Here is an 18,281-nt window from a genome sequence, read left to right on the forward strand (position 1 = left end):
GAAAGGGCCTCGGCGAGATGGGCGAAGCGCGCCCTAGAGCGATAGTGGAAGCGGGCGAATGCCTAATCCCGAACCCCAAGACCGCCGGCTCTACCGGCGGTCTTCCAGCCGCATCGCCCGCAGTCGGCCCTGGGCCAGACGTGCGACGGTGGTGTCGGGGTATTGCTGCATCACCCGGTTCAGCGTGGCCTCGGCCTCGTTCCACTGGCGCAGCTCGTACTGGCAGTAGCCCAGCTTGAGCAGACCGTCAGGCGCTTTGGTGCTGTTCGGAAACTTGCGTAGCAGGGTCTGGAAAGCTTCCAGCGCGATTTCGTAGTTCTGGGTGACGTAGTAGGACTCGCCCAGCCAGTACTGCGCATTGGGCGCGTACTCGCCGTCGGGATACTGCTGCAGAAAGCTGTTGAAGCGACGCGCGGCTTCAGCGTAGCGGCCTTCCTTCAGCTCGTCGAAAGCGGCGTCGTAGGTGCGTCGCTCGTCTTCGGGATTGCCGCGCACGCTTTCAATCGCGGCCGGCGCGGTGTCGCTGCCGCCCAGAGCGGCCGTGCCCACCAGACCTTCGACCGGGGCGCGCACTTCCGGCTCTTCGAACGTGGTGGTGTCGGTGGGCGGTGCGCTTGGCTGCGATGCATCGCTGTCGAGAGCGATCTCATCCACCGGCGCGAGCGAATCGGCGCCAGCGCCAGCCTCCGGTTCGGACCCGGGTGCCGCCGCGCCGCCGCCCTCAAGACGGCCGATACGGCTGTCGAGGTCGAGGTACTGGTCGCGGTTGCGCTTGCTCAGGGCTTCGATCTCGAAGGCCTGCTGTTCGACCAGGCCGCGCAGCGAAGCGATCTCCGCCTGCAGCTCGCTGATCTGGTTCAGAAGCTGGATATTGGCCTGGGCCTGGTCACCCCCGGCCTGCTGCTGCTCCAAACGCGCGACGCGGTCGGCCAGCGACAGACGGGAACCTTGGGCGGCCACCGGAGCGGCAACGGCGACCCAGAGGGTCGCCGTTGCCAGGCAGCCTGCGAGGAGGCTGTACGCGCGCATCAGCGGGCGGTGTAGACGATCTCGACGCGACGGTTCTGGCCCCAGCAACCCTCGGCGGAATCGGTGCAGGTCGGACGCTCTTCGCCGTAGCTGACGACGGTCAGCTGGCTGGCGGAACCGCCGTTCGATAGCAGGGCGCCATTGACGGCATTGCCGCGGCGCTCGCCCAGACCCATGTTGTACTCGCGCGAGCCGCGCTCGTCGGCGTGGCCTTCCAGGGTGATGCGGGCCGACGGACGGTCGGTCAGGTACTTGGCGTGGCAGGCCAGGATCGAAGCGAACTCGGACTTGATATCCGACTTGTCGAAGTCGAAGTAGACAACGCGCTTGACCAGGCAGGGGTCACGGTCGAGGTCTTCCGGGGTGTACTTGCCGTCGGTGGCCGGCTGCGTCTGGGTGGTGGTCGGAGCGGTGGTGGTCTCTTCCGGCTTGACAGTCTCCTTCTTGGAGCAGGCAGCCAGGGCGGCCACGGTCGCGGCGGCGATCAACAGGCGGGTCATCGTGTTCATTGGAGCAGGGTCCTTGGGGTTGCGATCGGATGCAGTCTTATGGGTGCAGCGGTAACGGTGAGCCCATCCTCGAGCGGGGAACTTCGAATCACACGCTTTCCAGCGCTTGGACCCGGAGTGCAGCGCCAGCGCCGATCTCGCGACCGAATCCGGGCTGCTCCCGCCGTCCTTAGGCCTTGCGGCTTACGGACCATGCCCCACGACGTCCTGTCGTGAGGGTGGCGCAGACCTTGACGGCCACGCCAGGGTGAAACGCACTGAGCGCGTGCTGCGATCAGCGCTGCCGATACGGCGACCAGGCGGGCTCCCGGACGTCACCATCGGCGAGAACAAGACGCTGACGCACCCGCGCATCAGCCGACACAGCGTAGAGAACGCCACGACGACCCTCGCGGGCGGCGTACAGCAGCATGCTTCCGTTCGGGGCAAAGCTCGGCGACTCGTCCAGATTGCCGACCGACACCAGATTCTGGACGCCGGGGTTGCCCACGGTGCGGTCCAAAACCGCAATACGATAAACATTTCCCTGACCCTGCGCCATCGCCAGCTTCTTGCCCTCACAGCAGATCGTGGGGCGGGCGTTGTATTCGCCAAGGAAAGTCACCCGGCGGGCCTCGCCGCCGGACGCCGGCAGCTCATAGATCTGGGGCTTGCCGGCACGGTCGGAGGTGAAGAAGATCGAGCTGCCGTCCGGCGCCCAGGTAGGCTCGGTGTCGATGCCCCAGTGCTGGGTCAGTTGCGTCAGCTGCTTGCTGCCGAGGTCCATCACGTAGATCTCGGGGTTCCCTGTGCGCGACAGGGTCAGCGCCAGTTTGCTGCCGTCGGGCGAGAAGCTGGGCGCGCCGTTGATGCCGCGGTAGCTGGCCACCAGCTCACGCTGGCCGGTGCCGATGTCCTGGATGTAGATCGAGGAATTGCCGCGTTCGAAGCTCACATAGGCGATGCGACGGCCGTCGGGGCTCCAGGCCGGCGATAGCAGCGGCTCGCGCGAGCGCACCACCGGCTGCGGATTGAAGCCGTCGGCGTCGGCGACCATCAGCGCGTACTGCATTTCGCGGCCCAGGCCCGTCGCGGTCACGTAGGCGATCCGCGTCCAGAAGGCGCCACGCACCCCCAGGACACGTTCGTAGATCTGGTCGGAGATCTGATGGGAGACGTCACGCAGGCTGCCGGAGCGGCCGATCATGGCGAGTCCCAGCATGCGCTCCTGCTTGGCGACGTCAAGCAGTTCGAACTCGACGCGGTAGCCGCCGTCGGTGCCGTCCAGCACCCGACCCACGACCAGGAAGTCTTGCTTCAACAGACGCCAGGTGGCGTAGTTGACGTCAGCCGAGCGGATCGGCTTCTCGATGACGTCCTGCTCGGAAAGCGCACGGAACGAGCCGCTGCGGTTGAGATTGGAGCGGATCACCGCGCCGATGTCGGTTTCGGGCGCTGCGCCCGCGCCCAGGTACTCGAAGGGCACGATGGCGATCGGCAGCGCCGCTGCATTGCCATCGACGATGTCGATCTCCAGCCGCTGCGCCTGCGCGGTGGACAGAGCCAACAGAGCGCAGGCGGCGATCAGCAGGGCAGCGATGCGGGGCAGCGTCGGGGTCATGTCGGGCCTGGAGTGCGATGGGCGCAGCCGCGGGCCAGCGGGCCTCGAAAGGCGACTGGAACCGAGGGTTAGCGTGAAGCGCGAACATTACACCAGGGGCCGCCGCGAAGCTGAACGGAGGCCCCCGTGCGGATGAGCTTCCGGCGCTGGGCCTTCAACCGTCGAAGCGGAACGTGAAGCGAACCTGGCGGGTGAACACCGACTGGAAGCCCTCGTAAGGCAGCGGATTCGCCTTCATCACCGCGGCTTCGATCGAACGGCGGGTCAGTTCGTCGGCGTTGCAGGGCGAAGCGACCGAAGCGCTGATCACCTCTCCGCCTGGAATCTGGACGATGTCGACCGTGCAGCGGATGCCGGCTTGGGCGGTTTCGGGGCGTAGCCAGTTGCGCTGCACGCTTTGCTGGATTGCGACTTGATACCGCCCCAGCAGGCTGTCATCGGTGCCGCGATTGCCCACCTCCGCCACGTTCTGCGTCGCCGGCTGTTCGCGATCCGAATTGCCCGGACGGTTCTGCGCGTTCTGCTGATTGCGCCTGTCTTCCAGCTGCTTCAGTCGCTCCTCTTCGATCCGGCGCTGGCGTTCAGCGGCCTCGCGCTGCTGGCGGATCTTGTCGAGCTCGGCTTGCTGCTCGCGCTGCTGCTGCTCGCGCAGGCGCTGCAGGCGCTGGGCTTCTTCCTGCGCCTGCTGCTCAAGCAGCACCTGCTCCTGGCGGCGCTTCTCGCGCTGTTCCTGCTCCAGCCGCTCGGCTTCGGCCAGCGCGTTGCGCGCGGCCCTTTCGGCATCTTCGGTATCAGGCGTGGGCACCGGCGCCTGCGGTGCGGCCTGCGGCGGGGCTTCGGCTGTCTGCGGGCTGGGCGAAGGCGTCGGCTGCGGTGCAGGCGCGATCTCGCGCTCGGCCTGGCGCGCGGGACGAGGCGGTGTCGGTGCGGACGGCTGCGCACCGCCCATCACCAGGGTCGCAGTGATCGGTTCGCCGCGGACCGACGGCGACTCTGGCGGCTTCTGCCACAGCATGCCGACGAACAGCAGGCCGAACAGGGCCAGATGCAGGCTGATCGCCAGCACCAGTGAGACCAGCTTGTCCTCGCGGGTTTCCATTGCGCGTCTGGCGGCCCTGTCAGTTCGCCTCGGGCTTGCTCATCAGCCCGACCTTGGTGACGCCGGCCTGCTGCAGCAGCACCATGCCCTGATAGACGGTGCCGTAGTCGGTGCGGCGGTCGCCTGCCACCATCACCTGCACTTCGGGGTTGTTGCGCACGAAGGCGCCGACCTTGGCGACCAGACTCTCCGCGTCGATCTCCTCGGCAGCGGCGCCCTGCAGGGTGAGGAAGAAGCGGCCGTCGGAGGAGACCTCGACGATGATCGGGTCCTTCTGCGTCTCGACCGGGCGCGCGTTCGACTCAGGCAGTTCGATTTCCACGCCCAGGTTCAACAGCGGCGCGGTGACCATGAAGATGATCAACAGCACGAGCATCACGTCGATGTAGGGGACGACGTTGATCTCGTTTTTCAGCTTGCGCTTGGTGCGCTTGCGCATGGCGATGGATGCTCCGGGGCCGCGCGATCAGTCGTCGACGTGGGCGTGACGCTGCAGGATGGTCGAGAACTCTTCGGCGAAGGTCTCGTAGCGCGTGTGGATGCGCTCGACGCGGGTGGCGTAGCGGTTGTAGGCCCACACCGCCGGGATCGCCGCGAACAGGCCCATGGCGGTGGCGATCAGGGCCTCGGCGATGCCGGGGGCGACCGTGGCGATGGTGGCCTCCTTGACGTCGGCCAGGCCGATGAAGCTGATCATGATGCCCCAGACCGTGCCGAACAGGCCGACGTAGGGGCTGATCGAGCCCACGTTGGCGAGGTACTCGAGGTTGTGCTCCAGCGAGTCCATCTCGCGCGACAGGGCCGTGCGCATGGCGCGCTGCGCGCCCTCGAGCTGGGTACGGTTGTCCATGCCCTTCTTCTGGCGCAGCCGCGCGAACTCGCGGAAGCCCGCCTCGAAGATCGCCGAAAGGCCACTGGCGCGCTCATCCTGGTTGCCCAGCTCGCGCATCAGCGCGCTCATGTCGGTGCCCGACCAGAAGCGCTCCTCAAAAGCGTCGGCCCCCTTGAAGGCGCGGTCGAGTACGCGCTTCTTCATGAGGATGATCACCCACGACGAAATCGAACCCAGCACGAGCAGCAGCATGACGAGCTGCACCGGCAGGCTGGCGTGCAGGATCAGATCCAGCACGTTGATGTTTTGCGAGATGGGCATGGTGGCGGTGTGCTCCGTAGCCTTCAGAACAGGGAATGGGTTTCTACGTCGGTGAACAGATCGTCGGGCAGTGGCTGCGGCCGGAAGCTGCTGGCCACCAGACACACCGCGCGCACTTCGGCGCGCAGCACCAGTTCGTCGCTGCGCCAGATGCCTTGCTCGAACACCAGGCTGGCGCCGCGCCGCGACTTCATCGAGGTGCGCACTGTGAGTTCATCGTCCAGCCGTGCCGCGCGCAGAAAATCGAGCTGCATCGCGCGGATCGCGAACAGCAGGTCGCGGTCCGTCGCGAGCGCCTGCTGGTGGATGCCCAGCGCGCGCAGCCATTCGCTGCGGCCGCGCTCCAGGAATCGAACGTAGCTGGCATGGTAGACCACCCCGCCAGCGTCGGTATCTTCCCAGTAAACCCGCACGGGCCAGCTGAATTCGCGTTGAATGTTTCCGCCGCTGGACGTCTGCATCAGTCGCCCGAGAACAGATCGGGCGGTGGGCCGCCCTGGGGTTTCAGGCCCAGCATCTTCCAGGTGCGGCTGGTGGCCATGCGGCCGCGCGCGGTGCGCACCAGATAGCCCTGCTGGATCAGATAGGGTTCGACCACGTCCTCGATGGTGCCGCGGTCTTCGCTGAGCGCGGCGGCCAGCGACTCCACGCCAACCGGGCCGCCGTCGAAGCTTTCGACAATCGTCTTCAGCAGGCGACGATCGAGATCGTCGAAGCCCTCGGCGTCGACCTTGACCATGGCCATGGCGGCCTGCGCGGCCTCCAGCGTGATCACGCCTTCGGCGCGCACCTGGGCGAAGTCGCGGGCGCGCCGCAACAGGCGGTTGGCGATGCGCGGGGTGCCGCGCGATCTGCGCGCGATCTCGGCGGCGCCTTCCGGCGCGCACTGGATGTTGAGGATGCGCGCCGAGCGCCGCACGATCGCGGTGAGCTCCTCCGGCGAGTAGAACTCCAGGCGCTGGACGATGCCGAAGCGGTCGCGCAGCGGACTGGTGAGCAGGCCCGCGCGCGTGGTCGCACCGATCAGGGTGAAGGGCGGCAGGTCGAGCTTGATCGAGCGCGCCGCCGGGCCCTCGCCGATCATGATGTCGATCTGGTAGTCCTCCATCGCCGGATAGAGGATTTCCTCGACCACCGGCGAGAGCCGATGGATCTCGTCGATGAACAGCACGTCGTGCGGCTGCAGATTGGTCAGCAGGGCCGCGAGGTCGCCGGCGCGTTCGATCACCGGCCCCGAGGTCTGCCGCAGATTCACGCCCAGCTCGTTGGCGATCACATGGCTGAGCGTGGTCTTGCCCAAGCCCGGCGGCCCGAAGATCAGCACGTGATCCATGGCTTCGCCGCGCTTCTTCGCCGCCTCGATGTAGATCTTCATCTGCTCCCGCACCGGCAGCTGCCCGAGATAGTCATCGAGCACGCGCGGCCGGATCGAAGCCTCAAGCCGGGCTTCGTCGAGGGATTCCTCGGGGGAGACGATTCTTTCGGTCACTTGGGGGCGGGGATTGGGGATTCGGGAGTGGGGATTCGCGGCCGGCGGGGTGCAGGCTGCTGGGGTCCCTTATGCAGCGCGGCAGTTTACGGGGTTGGGGGGAAGAGCGGAGCGTTCGGTCGGCGGGCCTCGCGGGCGCAGGCAGCAGCGCCGGGCTCCGCTTCGGAGTGTTCTCCCGCTGGGAGGAGGGCTCGCAGCCCAAAGTCACCGATCTGAGCCCCTCTCCCGCCGGGAGAGGGGTTGGGGTGAGGGGCAGGGCGGAGCGGTGCATCGCAGGGTCACGAACCTGAGCCCCTCTCCGCGTGGAGCGAAGCGGCCCGCTCGTGGGCTGCCGGCGGCAGCCCACGGGCCGATGAGCGCGAGCGACGCGAAGGACGGGGTTGGGGTGAGGGCTGGGTGTCCTCAACGGGTGCTTGGAGACGCCCATGAGGATGTCTGGCCCGTGGTGTGGAGCTTGTGCTCCGCCCGGACCCTCTCCCCAACCCCTCTCCCACCGGGAGAGGGGCGCAAACTCCAGTTCCGACCTCAATTCCAGGCCCCAGAACTGCTCAACTTCAGCCACTGCAGTCCGTAGCCTGCGATCTCACCCCGCGGCAGCGGCAGGTGCCCGAAAACGAATCCCCACTCCCACATCCCAGGCTCTCAAGTCCGCAGCGCGGACTTGAGAGCCTTGCGAATGATCGCCTCGGCTGTATCGCCTTCCTCGCGTGCCTTCTCGGCCATGCGCTGGGCTTCCACGCCCTTGTAGCCCAGCTGCTGCAGGGCCACGATCGCCTCGCTCAAGGGGTCAGCGGGTACTGCGGCACCCGGCGTCGGCACGAAGCTCAGGCCGCTGCCGCCCATGTTCGAGGCCTTGTCGCGCAGCTCGACCAGCATGCGCTCGGCGGTCTTCTTGCCGATGCCGGGAATGCGCGTGAGTGCGGTGACGTCGCCGGCTTGCAGCAGGCGCGCGAACTCGTCCACCGACACGCCCGAGAGCACGGCCAGCGCGATCTTGGCGCCGATGCCAGTGACCTTCTGCAGCTCGCGGAACAGCCGGCGCTCGCCGTCCTTCAGGAACCCGTAGAGCGAAACCGAGTCTTCCTTCTGCGCGTAGTGGGTGAACAGGCTGACCTCGCGGCCGACCTCGGGCAGGTCATAGAAGGTGCTCATCGGCGCCTCCAGCTCGTAGCCGACGCCGTGCACGTCGACCACGATCTGCGGAGGGGCCTTGTGGATCAGGGTGCCGCGCAAGCGACCGATCATCGTCTGCTGCCTCGACGTCGAATGAGTTGGGAAGCCGCCACGCCGGTGCGGGCGGCCAGGGTCCGGGTATGCGCGTGGGTGATCGCTACCGCCAGCGCGTCGGCGGCGTCGGCCTGCAGTTTGCCGTCGATGCCGAGCAGCACGCCGACCATGTGCTGCACCTGGGTCTTGTCGGCGGCACCGCGGCCGACCACGGCGCCCTTGATCTGCATGGGCGAGTACTCGTGCACGCCGATATCGCGCGCCACCACGGCGCAGATCGCCGCGCCTCTCGCCTGGCCCAGCTTCAGCGCCGAGTCCGGATTGCGCGACAGGAACACGCGCTCGATCGCGACCTCATGCGGGGCGAAGCGATCGATCAGCGACCACAGGCCGTCGAGAATCCCGCGCAGGCGCTTCGGGAACTCGTCCTCCAGTCCCACGTGAAGCGCCTCGTGATGCACATGCACGCAGCGGCCGGTGCTGTCGGCATCCACAATGCCGACGCCGGTGCGGACCGAGCCGGGGTCGATGCCGAGGATACGGGTGCTCACGCCGCGGCCTGCTCGGCCGCGCCGGGATTGGGGATTGGGGATTCGGGATTCGCAGCCTGCCCGCGTTTCGCGTTCTGGGCCCGAGGCGTGGTGCGCTCGGCCCGGGTGAGGAAGCGCGACTGCGGTGTGCGCGGCGGTGGTCGATGCATCTCCAATTTCGGAATCCTCGGCTTCATGCGGATGCGATTCTCACACGCCCGGCCGGCGCCTCGTGTCGCGGACGAACGCTTCGACCTGCGCGGGAATCCTCTATGCCGCGGGATGTTGCTTCGGGATCCGGCAATGGAAGACGGGATTCGGAATCGCGCGACGTCTCTGGATGGCGTGACGTGGTGTGGCAGGTGTCTGTGTTCGGCATTGAAGCGTCGCAGTGGTGTGATGCCTCGACGACAGCGACATGGGCCCGATGCGAGCCCCTCTCCCCTGGCGGGAGAGGGGTTGGGGAGAGGGGGCAAAGGCTCGCGTAGGCTCGCGTTTCCTGTTTCCCAGCGCTTTCATCGCTTGGGCTCGCCGTCTCGTCGGCGGCCACCGGCAACGCTGCCAGCGCCGCACGTCGCGCCTCAGAGGCGAAGGCAAGAACAGCCACTGGCAAACGCATGGTCCGACCGGAACGACGGTTTCGTGCTCAGCGGCCGAGCCACCTCGCCATTTCCTCCCGGCCGCGCGTAAACGCCGGCATGCGGTCAACGAGGACTCGCATGCACTCGCCGCCCCAGCCTTTCGCACTGGCATCGCTCGCTTCGGCCGCGCAGCGTGTGGCCTCGAAGCCCCGGAGATCAGCGTATGCCCACCCCACCACTTCACCGTCGCCGCCTCGCCGAAGGCCTCGAAGTCGCCGCGCTCGGCTTCGGCGCGATGGGCATGTCCGATTTCTATGGGCCGTCCGACCACGCCAGCAATCTCGCGGTGCTGCATCGGGTGCTGGATCTCGGCGTCAACTTCATCGACACCGCCGACATGTACGGCTGCGGCGCCAACGAGCGTCTGCTGTCCGACGTGCTGAAGACGCGCCGCGATGAGGTCGTGCTGGCGACCAAGTTCGGCAACGTGCGCGCGCCGGACGGCCGCGCGGTCGGCATCTGCGGGCGGCCCGAGTATGTGTACGTCGCCTGCGAGGCCAGCCTGGCGCGGCTTGGCGTCGACTGCATCGACCTCTACTACCAGCACCGCGTCGATCCCGACGTGCCGATCGAGGACACCGTCGGCGCCATGCAGCGTCTGGTCGAGGCCGGCAAGGTGCGGCATCTGGGCCTGTCCGAGGCCGGCGCCGAGACCCTGCGGCGCGCCTCCAAGGTGGCGAAGATCGCGGCCCTGCAGACCGAGTATTCGCTGTGGTCGCGCGATGTCGAAGCCGACGTGCTGCCGACCTGCCGTGAGCTGGGCATCGGCTTCGTGCCCTACAGTCCGCTGGGCCGCGGCTTTCTCACCGGCGCGATCGCCAGCGCCGAGCAGCTCGATGCCACGGATCGCCGCCGCGCACACCCGCGCTTCCGCGCCGACAACGCCGCGCGCAATCAGGCCCTGGTCGAGCAGGTGCGCGCCTGGGCGGGCGAGCTTGGCTGCACGCCGGCGCAACTGGCGCTCGCCTGGCTGCTGGCGCAGGGCGAGGACATCGTGCCGATTCCCGGCACGCGTTCGGTGGCGCGGCTGGAGGAGAACCTCGGCGCGCTGCAGGTCAGGCTGTCGCCTGCGTGGGTCGAGCGCATCCGCGGCGAGCTGGCCTCCATCGAGATCAGCGGTGGGCGCTACCCGCCTGAGGGGATGGCCCTGGTGAATCGTTGAGGACTTCTCAGACCCGCGTCGCGGTCGGGTGTTCCCGATGAAACGTGAACGCACCGCTTCGCGCTGTTCCTAGGAGCCTGCTTGCAGGCGACCGCAGCCTGCGCTCTGCGCACCCCCTGCGGGTCGCGAGCAAGCTCGCTCCTGCAAACAGCCGGGCTTCCTCGGGAAGCCGCGGCAAATGGCCTCCATCGCGTTGGGTGTGGGGCCAAAGCTCTTGTTTCTTGAGAGCGAAAGCGGAGCGAAGCGCTCATCCGGTCAAGCGGGGCGGTTGACGTCGGTGGACAGCGCGCACGCGAGGCATAGCCACGGCCGCACCGAGTCAGCGAGCTGCGCGCTCGAAACTCTCGATGAAACTATGCCGCCGACGCGCGCTCCAGCCAGTGCACTAGCTCATCGAGGCTGCGCACTTCGAGGTCGGGCTTTTCGGCGTGTTCCCAGGTCTCGTCGCGGCGGTTGATCCAGACCGCGTGCAGGCCGGCGCGGCGGGCGCCGAGCACGTCCATGTGCGGGTCGTCGCCGACGTGCAGCACCTGATGCGGCGCGAGGCCGAGGCGCGCGCAGGCGGCGTGGAAGATGCTCGGGTCCGGCTTGGCCGCGCCGTGCTCGCGCGCGCCCAGCGAAAACTGGAAATGCGCGGACAGGCCGATCCGATGGATGCAGGCGTTGCCATTGGTCAGCGCCGCCAGCGGCAGACGCGCTGACAGGCGCTGCAGCGCGGGCAGGCTGTCGACGTAGAGCTCGACGCGATTGCGCGCGGCGTAGAACACCTCGAAGGCTTCCTCAGCACGCGCCGGATCGTCACCGCCTTCGCTCAGCGCCATCCGCAGCGAAATCATCCGCTGCTCGCAGAAGTCGTGGGCGAGGTGCGGATGGTCTTCGTAGACCTGCGCCCGCAGCGCGCGCATGCGTTCGATCGGATAAGCGCGCGCAGTCGCCGGCGCGTGCCGCTGCAGCCAGGCGTGCAGCTCGCGTTCGGCCGCTTCGATGGCCGGCCAGACCGGCCACAGGGTGTCGTCGAGGTCGAGCGTGATGGCGCGGATGTCGTTCAAAACGGTCGAGCTTCGCGAAGGCCAAGGTGGGCATGGTAGTCCTCACGCCGTGCAGGCGGACGTGAGGACGCTGCGGCCGATCGATGGCGTGGCTGCCAACCCGCCGATACACGACGCGGTGCGCACCCGCATGGCGCCATAGGGTGGGTCTTGACCCACCGAAGCTTCGACGCATCGAAAGGCATTCCGTGGGCGTGATCACGCCCTCGTGGTTTGCGGCACGCGCGCTGAGGCGAGGCTTGGGCTCCGGTGGGTCAAGACCCACCCTATGCTCGCTCTGAGCCCCTCTCCCCTGGAGGGAGAGAGGTTGGAGAGAGGGGGTGTGGCTTGCGTCAGGCTCAGCCCCTCTCCCCCGACCCCTTTCCCACAAGGGGAGAGGGGAGGAAGAAGGTCTTGCGATGCCTCGCAGTGCTCGCGAGCCCTGCGATTCCCTATTCCCTATTCCCTATTCCCTATTCCCGCCCTTACTCCATTACCACCACCCCGCTGCGGCGCCCACGCACCACGCTGAGCGCGAGCTGCTGGGGGCGCATCTCGATCACCTCGCCGAAGGTGTCGAGGCTGTCGATGCGGAAGCGGTTGACGCCGGTGACGAGGTCGCCCGCGGCCAGACCGCTGCGCGCCGCGCGGCTGCCGTCGGCGACGCGCTCCACGCGGATGCCGGACACGCCCTGCTGGCGCGAACGCTGCGGCAGGGCGGTGAACTCGGCGCCGTCGAGGCGCGGATCGAGCGCGCTGCCCAGCAGCTGGCTCAGCTGCGGCTTCAGGCGCAGCTCGATGCGCTGGCTGCGGCCCTCGCGCAGGTATTCGAGGGTGATGGGCTCGCCCACCGGCAGCAGGCCCTCTTTGTTGTGCAGGGTCTGCGGGCTGTCGACCGGCTGCTGGGCAATAGCGGTGATCACATCGCCCGGCTGCAGTCCGGCCTCGGCGGCCGGCGAGCCCGGTCGCACGCGCGTCACCACCGCGCCGCGCGCGCCTTCCACATCCAGCATCGCCGCCAGCTGCGGGGTGATGGCCTGGGTCTCGATGCCCAGGCTGCCGCGCTGCACGCGGCCGGTGTCCAGCAGCTGGCGCATGATCTCGTTGGCCAGCTCGGCCGGAATCGCGAAGCCGATGCCGACGTTGCCGCCCGAGGGGCTGAAGATCGCGGTGTTGATGCCAACCAGCTCGCCGCGCAGGTTGACCAGGGCGCCGCCGGAGTTGCCGGGGTTGATGCTGGCGTCGGTCTGGATGAAGTTCTGGTAGGCCAAGCCCTGCAGGCCCGAGCGGCCCAGCGCCGAGACGATGCCCGAGGTTACCGTCTGGCCGAGGCCGAAGGGGTTGCCCACGGCCACCACGAAATCGCCCACGCGCAGCGCTTCGCCGCTGGCCAGCGGCAGCTCGGCGAGGTCCTCGGCGGGGATGCGCAGCACGCCGACGTCGGTGTCCGGGTCCGAGCCGACGAATTCGGCCGTCACCGTGCGGCCGTCGGCCAGGGTCACGCGGATGTCATCGGCGCCTTCGATCACATGGTTGTTGGTCAGCACCAGGCCCTCGCGGGCGTTGACGATCACGCCGGAACCCAGCGACTGCTGCACGCGCTCCTGCGGCACCATCGGCAGGCCGAAGAAGTGGCGGAAGAAGGGGTCTTCGGCCATCGGGTTGCGCACCCGCACCACGGTCTTGCTGTGGATGTTGACCACCGCTGGGGTGACGCGCTCCAGCATCGGCGCCAGCGAGGGCAGGGGCTGGCCCTCCACTACCGCCGGCAGGGCCGCATTCGCCGGACGCAGCACGTGCTGAGCGAGGGCGAACAGGCCGATCGCGGCCAAGGTCAGCAAAGCGCCGAAGGCGGCGCTGCGCAGGCGGACGGCGATCACGGCGGGGCGCGCGTGGGCGTGGGGCATGAGGTCTCTCCCTGGGGGCGGGGCAGTGTTCGAACGGGCGATGCAGACCGAAGGCGGCGGTACAGGTTCCGTCGCGAGGCGATCGGCGCGCTGGCCTGTTCGGTCGTGCGCAAGGTGGGGATGCCCTGCACCGCTTCAAACCCGCGCTCCGTGTGCCCTGCGCGCGACCTGGGAGGAGGCACCGCTGCGGTGGGTCAAGACCCACCCTATGGCGCGCGGAGATGCATGGCCTCGACCCTCGCCCCGGTTTTGACCCTTGCCGCGGCTTCGCCCTTCGCCCCGGTCGCGACCGGCATGGAAGCACCGCTCCGTTGGCTCAAGACCCGCCCGATGACCCCATGCTCTGCATGCGCCCTTCACGCCGCTGCCGGCGGTGGGCGAAGACGCGGCACCGCGCAATTCCCGATGCCGCAAGGGCTTCATAAAACGCGCGCTCGTTCAAGCGGTTTTCCACAGTTTTTTGCGTTGACACCCGTTTTTTCCGGGCGTAGCGTACGAGGCCGTTGTCCACTAGATCTTGTGGTCTCGCCCTATGCGAAACCCTACAGATTGGGGTTGCTGCCCAGGTCAGACACTACGCCAGCCCGGCGAAACACGGATCAGGCGGCCAGCACGCAGGCAGGCAGGGGCAGGGCGAACTCGGTAGCAAACCCAAGCGGTACAACGGGAGACCCGAAGCAGCAGGCACTGGCCGGGGGGCGGTGGTCGCTGCAACGGAAGAAGCGAGCCCCATGAAGGGCTCGACGCACAACAAGAACCCATCAGTCGAGGCGCAGGGCAGCCCGAAATCGCCCGGACCCCAGCACGTATCGCGACCGGCGCGCTCACAGCGCCCCCCTCCGATCGTGCCGGGCGCTGCGCGCGCAGCGCAGCCCAGGTCCGGTTCGACGAAAGCCCCGGTGCTGCGGCCACAAGAAAGAGGCGAAATTGGATGAGCAGCGTTCGGCTTGAAGCGGTACGTAACGAGGCCAAAGTAATCGAGCTCCAGCCTGCGTCCTGGGACATCTGGGACAAGAAGTACCGGCTCAAGACCAAGAAGGGCGAGCCCGTCGATGCCAGCATCGACGACACCTACAAGCGCGTCGCGCGGGCCCTGGCCGACGCCGAGCCCACCGTCGAAAAGCAGAAGTACTGGTACGAGCGCTTCCTGTGGGCGCTGCGCCGCGGTGCGATCCCCGCCGGCCGCATCACCTCCAACGCCGGGGCGCTGGAGCACAAGCCCGCCACCAGCACGATCAACTGCACCGTCTCGGGCACCATCCCCGACTCGATGGACGGCATCCTCGAGAAAGTCCACGAGGCCGGGCTGACGCTCAAGGCCGGCTGCGGTATCGGCTATGAGTTCAGCACCCTGCGCCCCAAGGGCGCCTTCGTTGCGGGTGCCGGCGCCTACACCTCGGGCCCGATGTCCTTCATGGATATCTACGACAAGATGTGCTTCACCGTCAGCAGCGCCGGCGGCCGCCGCGGCGCGCAGATGGGCACCTTCGACGTGTCCCACCCCGACGTGAAGGACTTCATCAAGGCCAAGCGCGAAGACGGCCGCCTGCGCCAGTTCAACCTGTCCCTGCTGATCACCGACGAGTTCATGCAGGCCGTGCAGGCGGATGCCGAGTGGCCGCTGGTGTTCCCGGTCAACAAGAAGGAAGCCGACGAGATCGACCTCGGCAATGCCGAGCAGGTGGTCTGGCGCGACTGGCCGGCCAGCAGCACCTACATCACCCGCGACGACGGCCTGGTGGCCTGCAAGATCTACGGCCACGTCCGCGCGCGGCACCTGTGGGACATGATCATGGTCTCGACGTACGACTACGCCGAGCCGGGCTTCATCCTGATCGACCGCGTCAACGAGATGAACAACAACTGGTGGTGCGAGAACATCCGCGCCACTAACCCCTGCGGCGAACAGCCGCTGCCGCCCTACGGCGCCTGCCTGCTCGGCTCGATCAACCTCACCACCTTCGTGCGCGACGCCTTCACCGACAAGGCGCGCTTCGACTGGGAGGAATACAAGGAAGTCGTGCGCGTGTTCACCCGCATGCTCGACAACGTCGTGGAGGTGAACGGCCTGCCGCTGCCGCAGCAGCGCGCCGAGATCCTGCGCAAGCGCCGCCACGGCATGGGCTTCCTCGGCCTCGGCAGCACCGTCACCATGCTGCGCATGCCCTACGGCGGCAAGGAGAGCTGCGAGTTCACCGAAGCCGTGGCCCGCGAAATGGCCGTGGCCGGCTGGGAAGTGGCCCTGTCGCTGGCCGAAGAGAAAGGCCCCGCGCCGATCATGGACGAGGACTTCAGCGTCAGCGCCGAGATGCTGCGCAAGCGCCCGGAAATGGCGAAGGACGGCTGGAAGATCGGCGACAGCATCAAGGGCCGCGAGCTGCACGCCAAGTACAGCCGCTACATGCAGAAGGTCGCGACGGTGGCGCCCGAGCTGGTGGCCAAGCTGGCCGAGAAAGGCGGCCGCTTCACCCACCACAGCTCGATCGCGCCCACCGGCACCATCAGCCTGTCGCTGGCCAACAACGCCAGCAACGGCATCGAGCCGAGCTTCGCCCACCACTACAGCCGCAACGTCATCCGCGAAGGCAAGAAGTCGAAGGAAAAGGTCGAGGTCTACAGCTACGAGCTGCTGGCCTACCGCAGCCTGGTCAACCCCGACGCCATGCCCTACGCGCAGGACGAGAAGGCCAAGCTGCCCGACTACTTCATCGCCGCCGACGACATCACGCCCAAGGCGCATGTCGACATCCAGGCCGCCGCGCAGATCTGGGTGGACAGCTCGATCAGCAAGACCGCGAACGTCCCCACGGACTACCCCTACGAGGACTTCAAGGACATTTACCGCTACGCCCACGAGAAAGGCCTGAAGGGCTGCACCACCTTCCGCTTCAACCCCGCCGCCTTCCAGGGCGTGCTGGTGAAGGAAGCCGACCTCGAAAACACCACCTACCGCTTCGAACTGGAAGACGGCAGCGTGGTCGAGGTGAAGGGCAACGAGCAGATTGAATACGACGGCGAGATGCACACCGCCGCCAACCTCTTCGACGCGCTCAAGGAGGGCTACTACGGCAAGTTCTGAGTGAGGCGCGAGCGCCGCGTGGCCCAACGTTCGCGCATCGGGTGGGCCCTGGCCCGCCCAGCCCGACGAAGCGCATCGGGTGGGCCCTGGCCCGCCCAGCCCGACAAAGCGTCGGGTGGGCCCCGGCCCACCGTGAGCTCGACACTCGCCCCGGTCATCCAACTTGCCGAAGCCCCAGCTTCAAACCCCTCTCCCCTCGGGAGAGGGGTAGGGGTGAGGGGCCGTTCGAAGCGAAAGCGCGCAGGATGCCGATGTCCCGCTCCGCCCAGCCCCTCTTCCGCGGGGAGAGGGGGGCAACCACAACACCCAGGGCTTGATCTTGAAGCCCGGCGCAGGCCACGGACCCGGCCTGCGGCGAAGGGCGCCCCCCTTCGCGCATGCCCGGCCTGTCTCGCCGGGCACGTGCAGCCACCGGCGCAGGACGCACCGGCGGCGGTCAATGTTCTCGATACCACTGCCCCACGCGGGGCAGGCCCGAAGCTAGAACGTCCCGAATCGACGTGAGGAGTGGCAGATGAGCAATGGCAATGGGGTAACCGCGACCCTGACCGAAGCGGTGGAAGCCGTCACTGAGAAGGCCCAGGAACTCGCCCAGGACGCCAAGGACGCCGTGGTCGCCGCCGAACAGGCCGTGGCCAAGCGCGCCGCCAAGGTGAAGAAGCAGGCCGAAGGCCAGTACAAGAAAGCCAAGAAGGCCGTCGACAAGAAAGTCGGCGAAGCCAAGAAGGCGGTCTCTGGCGCGGTGAAGTCGGCGAAGAAACAGGTGGCCGCCGCCAAGAAAGCCGTCGACAAGAAAGTCGGCGAAGCCAAGAAGGCCGTCTCCGGCGCAGTGAAGACCGCGAAGAAGAAGGTCGCCGCCGCCAAGAAGGCCGTAGCCAAGAAGACCGCCCCGGCGAAGAAGGCTGCTCCGGTCAAGAAGGCCGCCGCCAAGAAAGCCGCACCGGCGAAGAAGGCAGCGGCCAAGAAAGCCGCCCCTGCCAAGAAGGCCGCAGCGAAGAAAGTCGCCGCAGTGAAGAAGGCCGTCGCCAAGAAAGCCCCGGCGAAGAAAGCCCCCGCCAAGGCCGCAGCAAAGAAAGCCCCAGCGAAAAAAGCGGCCGCCAAGAAAGCCGCCCCTGCCAAGAAAGCCGCCCCCAAGAAAGCGGCGAAGTAACCCCGGAGGGAACACCCGCCGCCGCATGACCGGCGGCGGGTGAACCCCCACCGCCCAAACCCCAGGCGCACGCCGCCCAGGGCCGGCAGAACACCCAAGCCAAGGCGCGAAGCAGGCCCCCAGCCCGCTCCCGCGACAGGCAACGCATTGAACCCCTCTCCCCGTGGGGCGGGGCGGATCGCTCATCCACTGCCACTGGCAACGGATGACCCGACGAGCCCCAGCGAAGCGAAGGAAAGGGGTAGAGGTGAGGGGCCGCAAGCCCAGCACCCGAAAACCCGCGACACCCAAACTCCAAGCCCCTCTCCCACGGGAGAGGGGTTGGGGGAGGGGTAGCAACCCCAGCACCCCAAACCCGCGACACCCACGCTTCAACGCCCCTCTCCCCTAGCGGGAGAGGGGTTGGGGAGAGGGGGCCAACCCCCGCCTCACCCCAAAGAATCGCGACACCCAAGCTCCAAAGCCCCTCTCCCCACGGGAGAGGGGTTGGGGTGAGGGGCAGCAACCTCAGCACCCCCCAACCCGCAACACCCAAGCTTCAAAGCCCCTCTGCCCTAGCGGGAGAGGGGTTGGGGAGAGGGGTAGCAACCCCAGCACCCCCAACCCGCGACACCCAAGCTCCAAAGCCCCTCTCCCTGGAGGGAGAGGGGTTGGGGAGAGGGGGCAAACCCCACCTCA

At 67.7% G+C, this 18,281-nt stretch carries 15 protein-coding genes; 3 read left to right on the top strand and 12 right to left on the bottom strand.

Features of this window, described 5'->3' with window-relative positions; translation table 11 throughout:
• Positions 1–90: 90 nt before the first annotated feature.
• The 10 genes from ybgF to ruvC all read right to left on the bottom strand — a co-directional run bounded on the left by ybgF (position 91) and on the right by ruvC (position 8,657).
• On the bottom strand, positions 91–1,029 hold the full coding sequence (gene ybgF / locus H4O13_17625) for a tol-pal system protein YbgF (GenBank protein MBE5317217.1): 939 nt from the start codon (positions 1,027–1,029) through the stop codon (positions 91–93).
• Positions 1,029–1,538 (bottom strand): peptidoglycan-associated lipoprotein Pal, encoded by a 510-nt coding sequence (gene pal / locus H4O13_17630; GenBank protein ID MBE5317218.1) that lies wholly within the window; start codon positions 1,536–1,538, stop codon positions 1,029–1,031. Before pal ends, ybgF begins: the two co-directional genes overlap by 1 nt.
• A 274-nt stretch (positions 1,539–1,812) precedes the next feature.
• A complete protein-coding gene (gene tolB, locus H4O13_17635) occupies positions 1,813–3,138 on the bottom strand; it encodes a Tol-Pal system beta propeller repeat protein TolB (GenBank protein ID MBE5317219.1) in 1,326 nt (441 codons plus the stop codon).
• Positions 3,139–3,292: 154 nt separating this feature from the next.
• Positions 3,293–4,237 (bottom strand): cell envelope integrity protein TolA, encoded by a 945-nt coding sequence (gene tolA, locus H4O13_17640; GenBank protein ID MBE5317220.1) that lies wholly within the window; start codon positions 4,235–4,237, stop codon positions 3,293–3,295.
• A gap of 19 nt (positions 4,238–4,256) precedes the next feature.
• Entirely contained in the window at positions 4,257–4,676 is a 420-nt protein-coding gene (tolR, locus tag H4O13_17645; protein ID MBE5317221.1) for a protein TolR, read from the bottom strand.
• A gap of 27 nt (positions 4,677–4,703) precedes the next feature.
• Positions 4,704–5,390 carry a protein TolQ gene (gene tolQ, locus H4O13_17650; GenBank protein MBE5317222.1) on the bottom strand — a complete coding sequence of 229 codons (687 nt, stop codon included), beginning with the start codon at positions 5,388–5,390 and terminating at the stop codon, positions 4,704–4,706.
• Positions 5,391–5,413: 23 nt separating this feature from the next.
• On the bottom strand, positions 5,414–5,851 hold the full coding sequence (gene ybgC / locus H4O13_17655) for a tol-pal system-associated acyl-CoA thioesterase (protein ID MBE5317223.1): 438 nt from the start codon (positions 5,849–5,851) through the stop codon (positions 5,414–5,416).
• Positions 5,851–6,879 carry a Holliday junction branch migration DNA helicase RuvB gene (gene ruvB, locus H4O13_17660; protein ID MBE5317224.1) on the bottom strand — a complete coding sequence of 343 codons (1,029 nt, stop codon included), beginning with the start codon at positions 6,877–6,879 and terminating at the stop codon, positions 5,851–5,853. The genes ybgC and ruvB overlap by 1 nt, the downstream gene beginning before the upstream one ends.
• 642 nt (positions 6,880–7,521) lie before the next feature.
• Positions 7,522–8,124 carry a Holliday junction branch migration protein RuvA gene (ruvA, locus tag H4O13_17665; GenBank protein ID MBE5317225.1) on the bottom strand — a complete coding sequence of 201 codons (603 nt, stop codon included), beginning with the start codon at positions 8,122–8,124 and terminating at the stop codon, positions 7,522–7,524.
• Complete coding sequence (gene ruvC / locus H4O13_17670) at positions 8,121–8,657, bottom strand: crossover junction endodeoxyribonuclease RuvC (GenBank protein MBE5317226.1); 537 nt, start codon at positions 8,655–8,657, stop codon at positions 8,121–8,123. The genes ruvA and ruvC overlap by 4 nt, the downstream gene beginning before the upstream one ends.
• Positions 8,658–9,512: 855 nt before the next feature.
• Here ruvC and H4O13_17675 point away from each other — a divergent pair.
• Positions 9,513–10,439, top strand: coding sequence for an aldo/keto reductase (locus H4O13_17675; GenBank protein ID MBE5317227.1), 927 nt, complete (start codon positions 9,513–9,515; stop codon positions 10,437–10,439).
• Between the two features lie 353 nt (positions 10,440–10,792).
• Here the strand turns inward: H4O13_17675 and H4O13_17680 are convergent, their stop codons facing one another.
• Positions 10,793–11,488, bottom strand: a complete 696-nt coding sequence (locus tag H4O13_17680) for an HAD family hydrolase (protein ID MBE5317228.1) — start codon at positions 11,486–11,488, stop codon at positions 10,793–10,795.
• Between the two features lie 464 nt (positions 11,489–11,952).
• Positions 11,953–13,374 (bottom strand): Do family serine endopeptidase, encoded by a 1,422-nt coding sequence (locus tag H4O13_17685; GenBank protein ID MBE5317229.1) that lies wholly within the window; start codon positions 13,372–13,374, stop codon positions 11,953–11,955.
• 931 nt (positions 13,375–14,305) lie between these two features.
• On the opposite strand from H4O13_17685, the gene H4O13_17690 reads away from it, so the two are divergent.
• Together H4O13_17690 and H4O13_17695 are read left to right on the top strand one after the other, a co-directional pair.
• The gene (locus H4O13_17690; GenBank protein ID MBE5317230.1) at positions 14,306–16,453 is read left to right on the top strand and encodes an adenosylcobalamin-dependent ribonucleoside-diphosphate reductase; all 2,148 of its coding nucleotides are present in this window, start codon (positions 14,306–14,308) and stop codon (positions 16,451–16,453) included.
• Positions 16,454–16,967: 514 nt separating this feature from the next.
• On the top strand, positions 16,968–17,603 hold the full coding sequence (locus H4O13_17695) for a hypothetical protein (GenBank protein ID MBE5317231.1): 636 nt from the start codon (positions 16,968–16,970) through the stop codon (positions 17,601–17,603).
• Positions 17,604–18,281 lie beyond the last annotated feature (678 nt).

It is taken from the genome of Lysobacterales bacterium (genome assembly GCA_014946745.1).
Classification (GTDB): Bacteria; Pseudomonadota; Gammaproteobacteria; order Xanthomonadales; family Xanthomonadaceae; genus Aquimonas.

What these genes read in the sequence shown, in the direction of transcription:
- tolB (MBE5317219.1), bottom strand. Translation starts at nt 3,138, where the DNA reads ATGACCCCGACGCTGCCCCGCATCGCTGCCCTGCTGATCGCCGCCTGC.
- ruvA (MBE5317225.1), bottom strand. Translation starts at nt 8,124, where the DNA reads ATGATCGGTCGCTTGCGCGGCACCCTGATCCACAAGGCCCCTCCGCAG.
- H4O13_17695 (MBE5317231.1), top strand. Translation starts at nt 16,968, where the DNA reads ATGAGCAATGGCAATGGGGTAACCGCGACCCTGACCGAAGCGGTGGAA.
- ybgC (MBE5317223.1), bottom strand. Translation starts at nt 5,851, where the DNA reads ATGCAGACGTCCAGCGGCGGAAACATTCAACGCGAATTCAGCTGGCCC.
- pal (MBE5317218.1), bottom strand. Translation starts at nt 1,538, where the DNA reads ATGAACACGATGACCCGCCTGTTGATCGCCGCCGCGACCGTGGCCGCC.
- tolQ (MBE5317222.1), bottom strand. Translation starts at nt 5,390, where the DNA reads ATGCCCATCTCGCAAAACATCAACGTGCTGGATCTGATCCTGCACGCC.
- ybgF (MBE5317217.1), bottom strand. Translation starts at nt 1,029, where the DNA reads ATGCGCGCGTACAGCCTCCTCGCAGGCTGCCTGGCAACGGCGACCCTC.
- H4O13_17675 (MBE5317227.1), top strand. Translation starts at nt 9,513, where the DNA reads ATGGGCATGTCCGATTTCTATGGGCCGTCCGACCACGCCAGCAATCTC.
- H4O13_17685 (MBE5317229.1), bottom strand. Translation starts at nt 13,374, where the DNA reads ATGCCCCACGCCCACGCGCGCCCCGCCGTGATCGCCGTCCGCCTGCGC.
- tolR (MBE5317221.1), bottom strand. Translation starts at nt 4,676, where the DNA reads ATGCGCAAGCGCACCAAGCGCAAGCTGAAAAACGAGATCAACGTCGTC.
- tolA (MBE5317220.1), bottom strand. Translation starts at nt 4,237, where the DNA reads ATGGAAACCCGCGAGGACAAGCTGGTCTCACTGGTGCTGGCGATCAGC.
- H4O13_17690 (MBE5317230.1), top strand. Translation starts at nt 14,306, where the DNA reads ATGAGCAGCGTTCGGCTTGAAGCGGTACGTAACGAGGCCAAAGTAATC.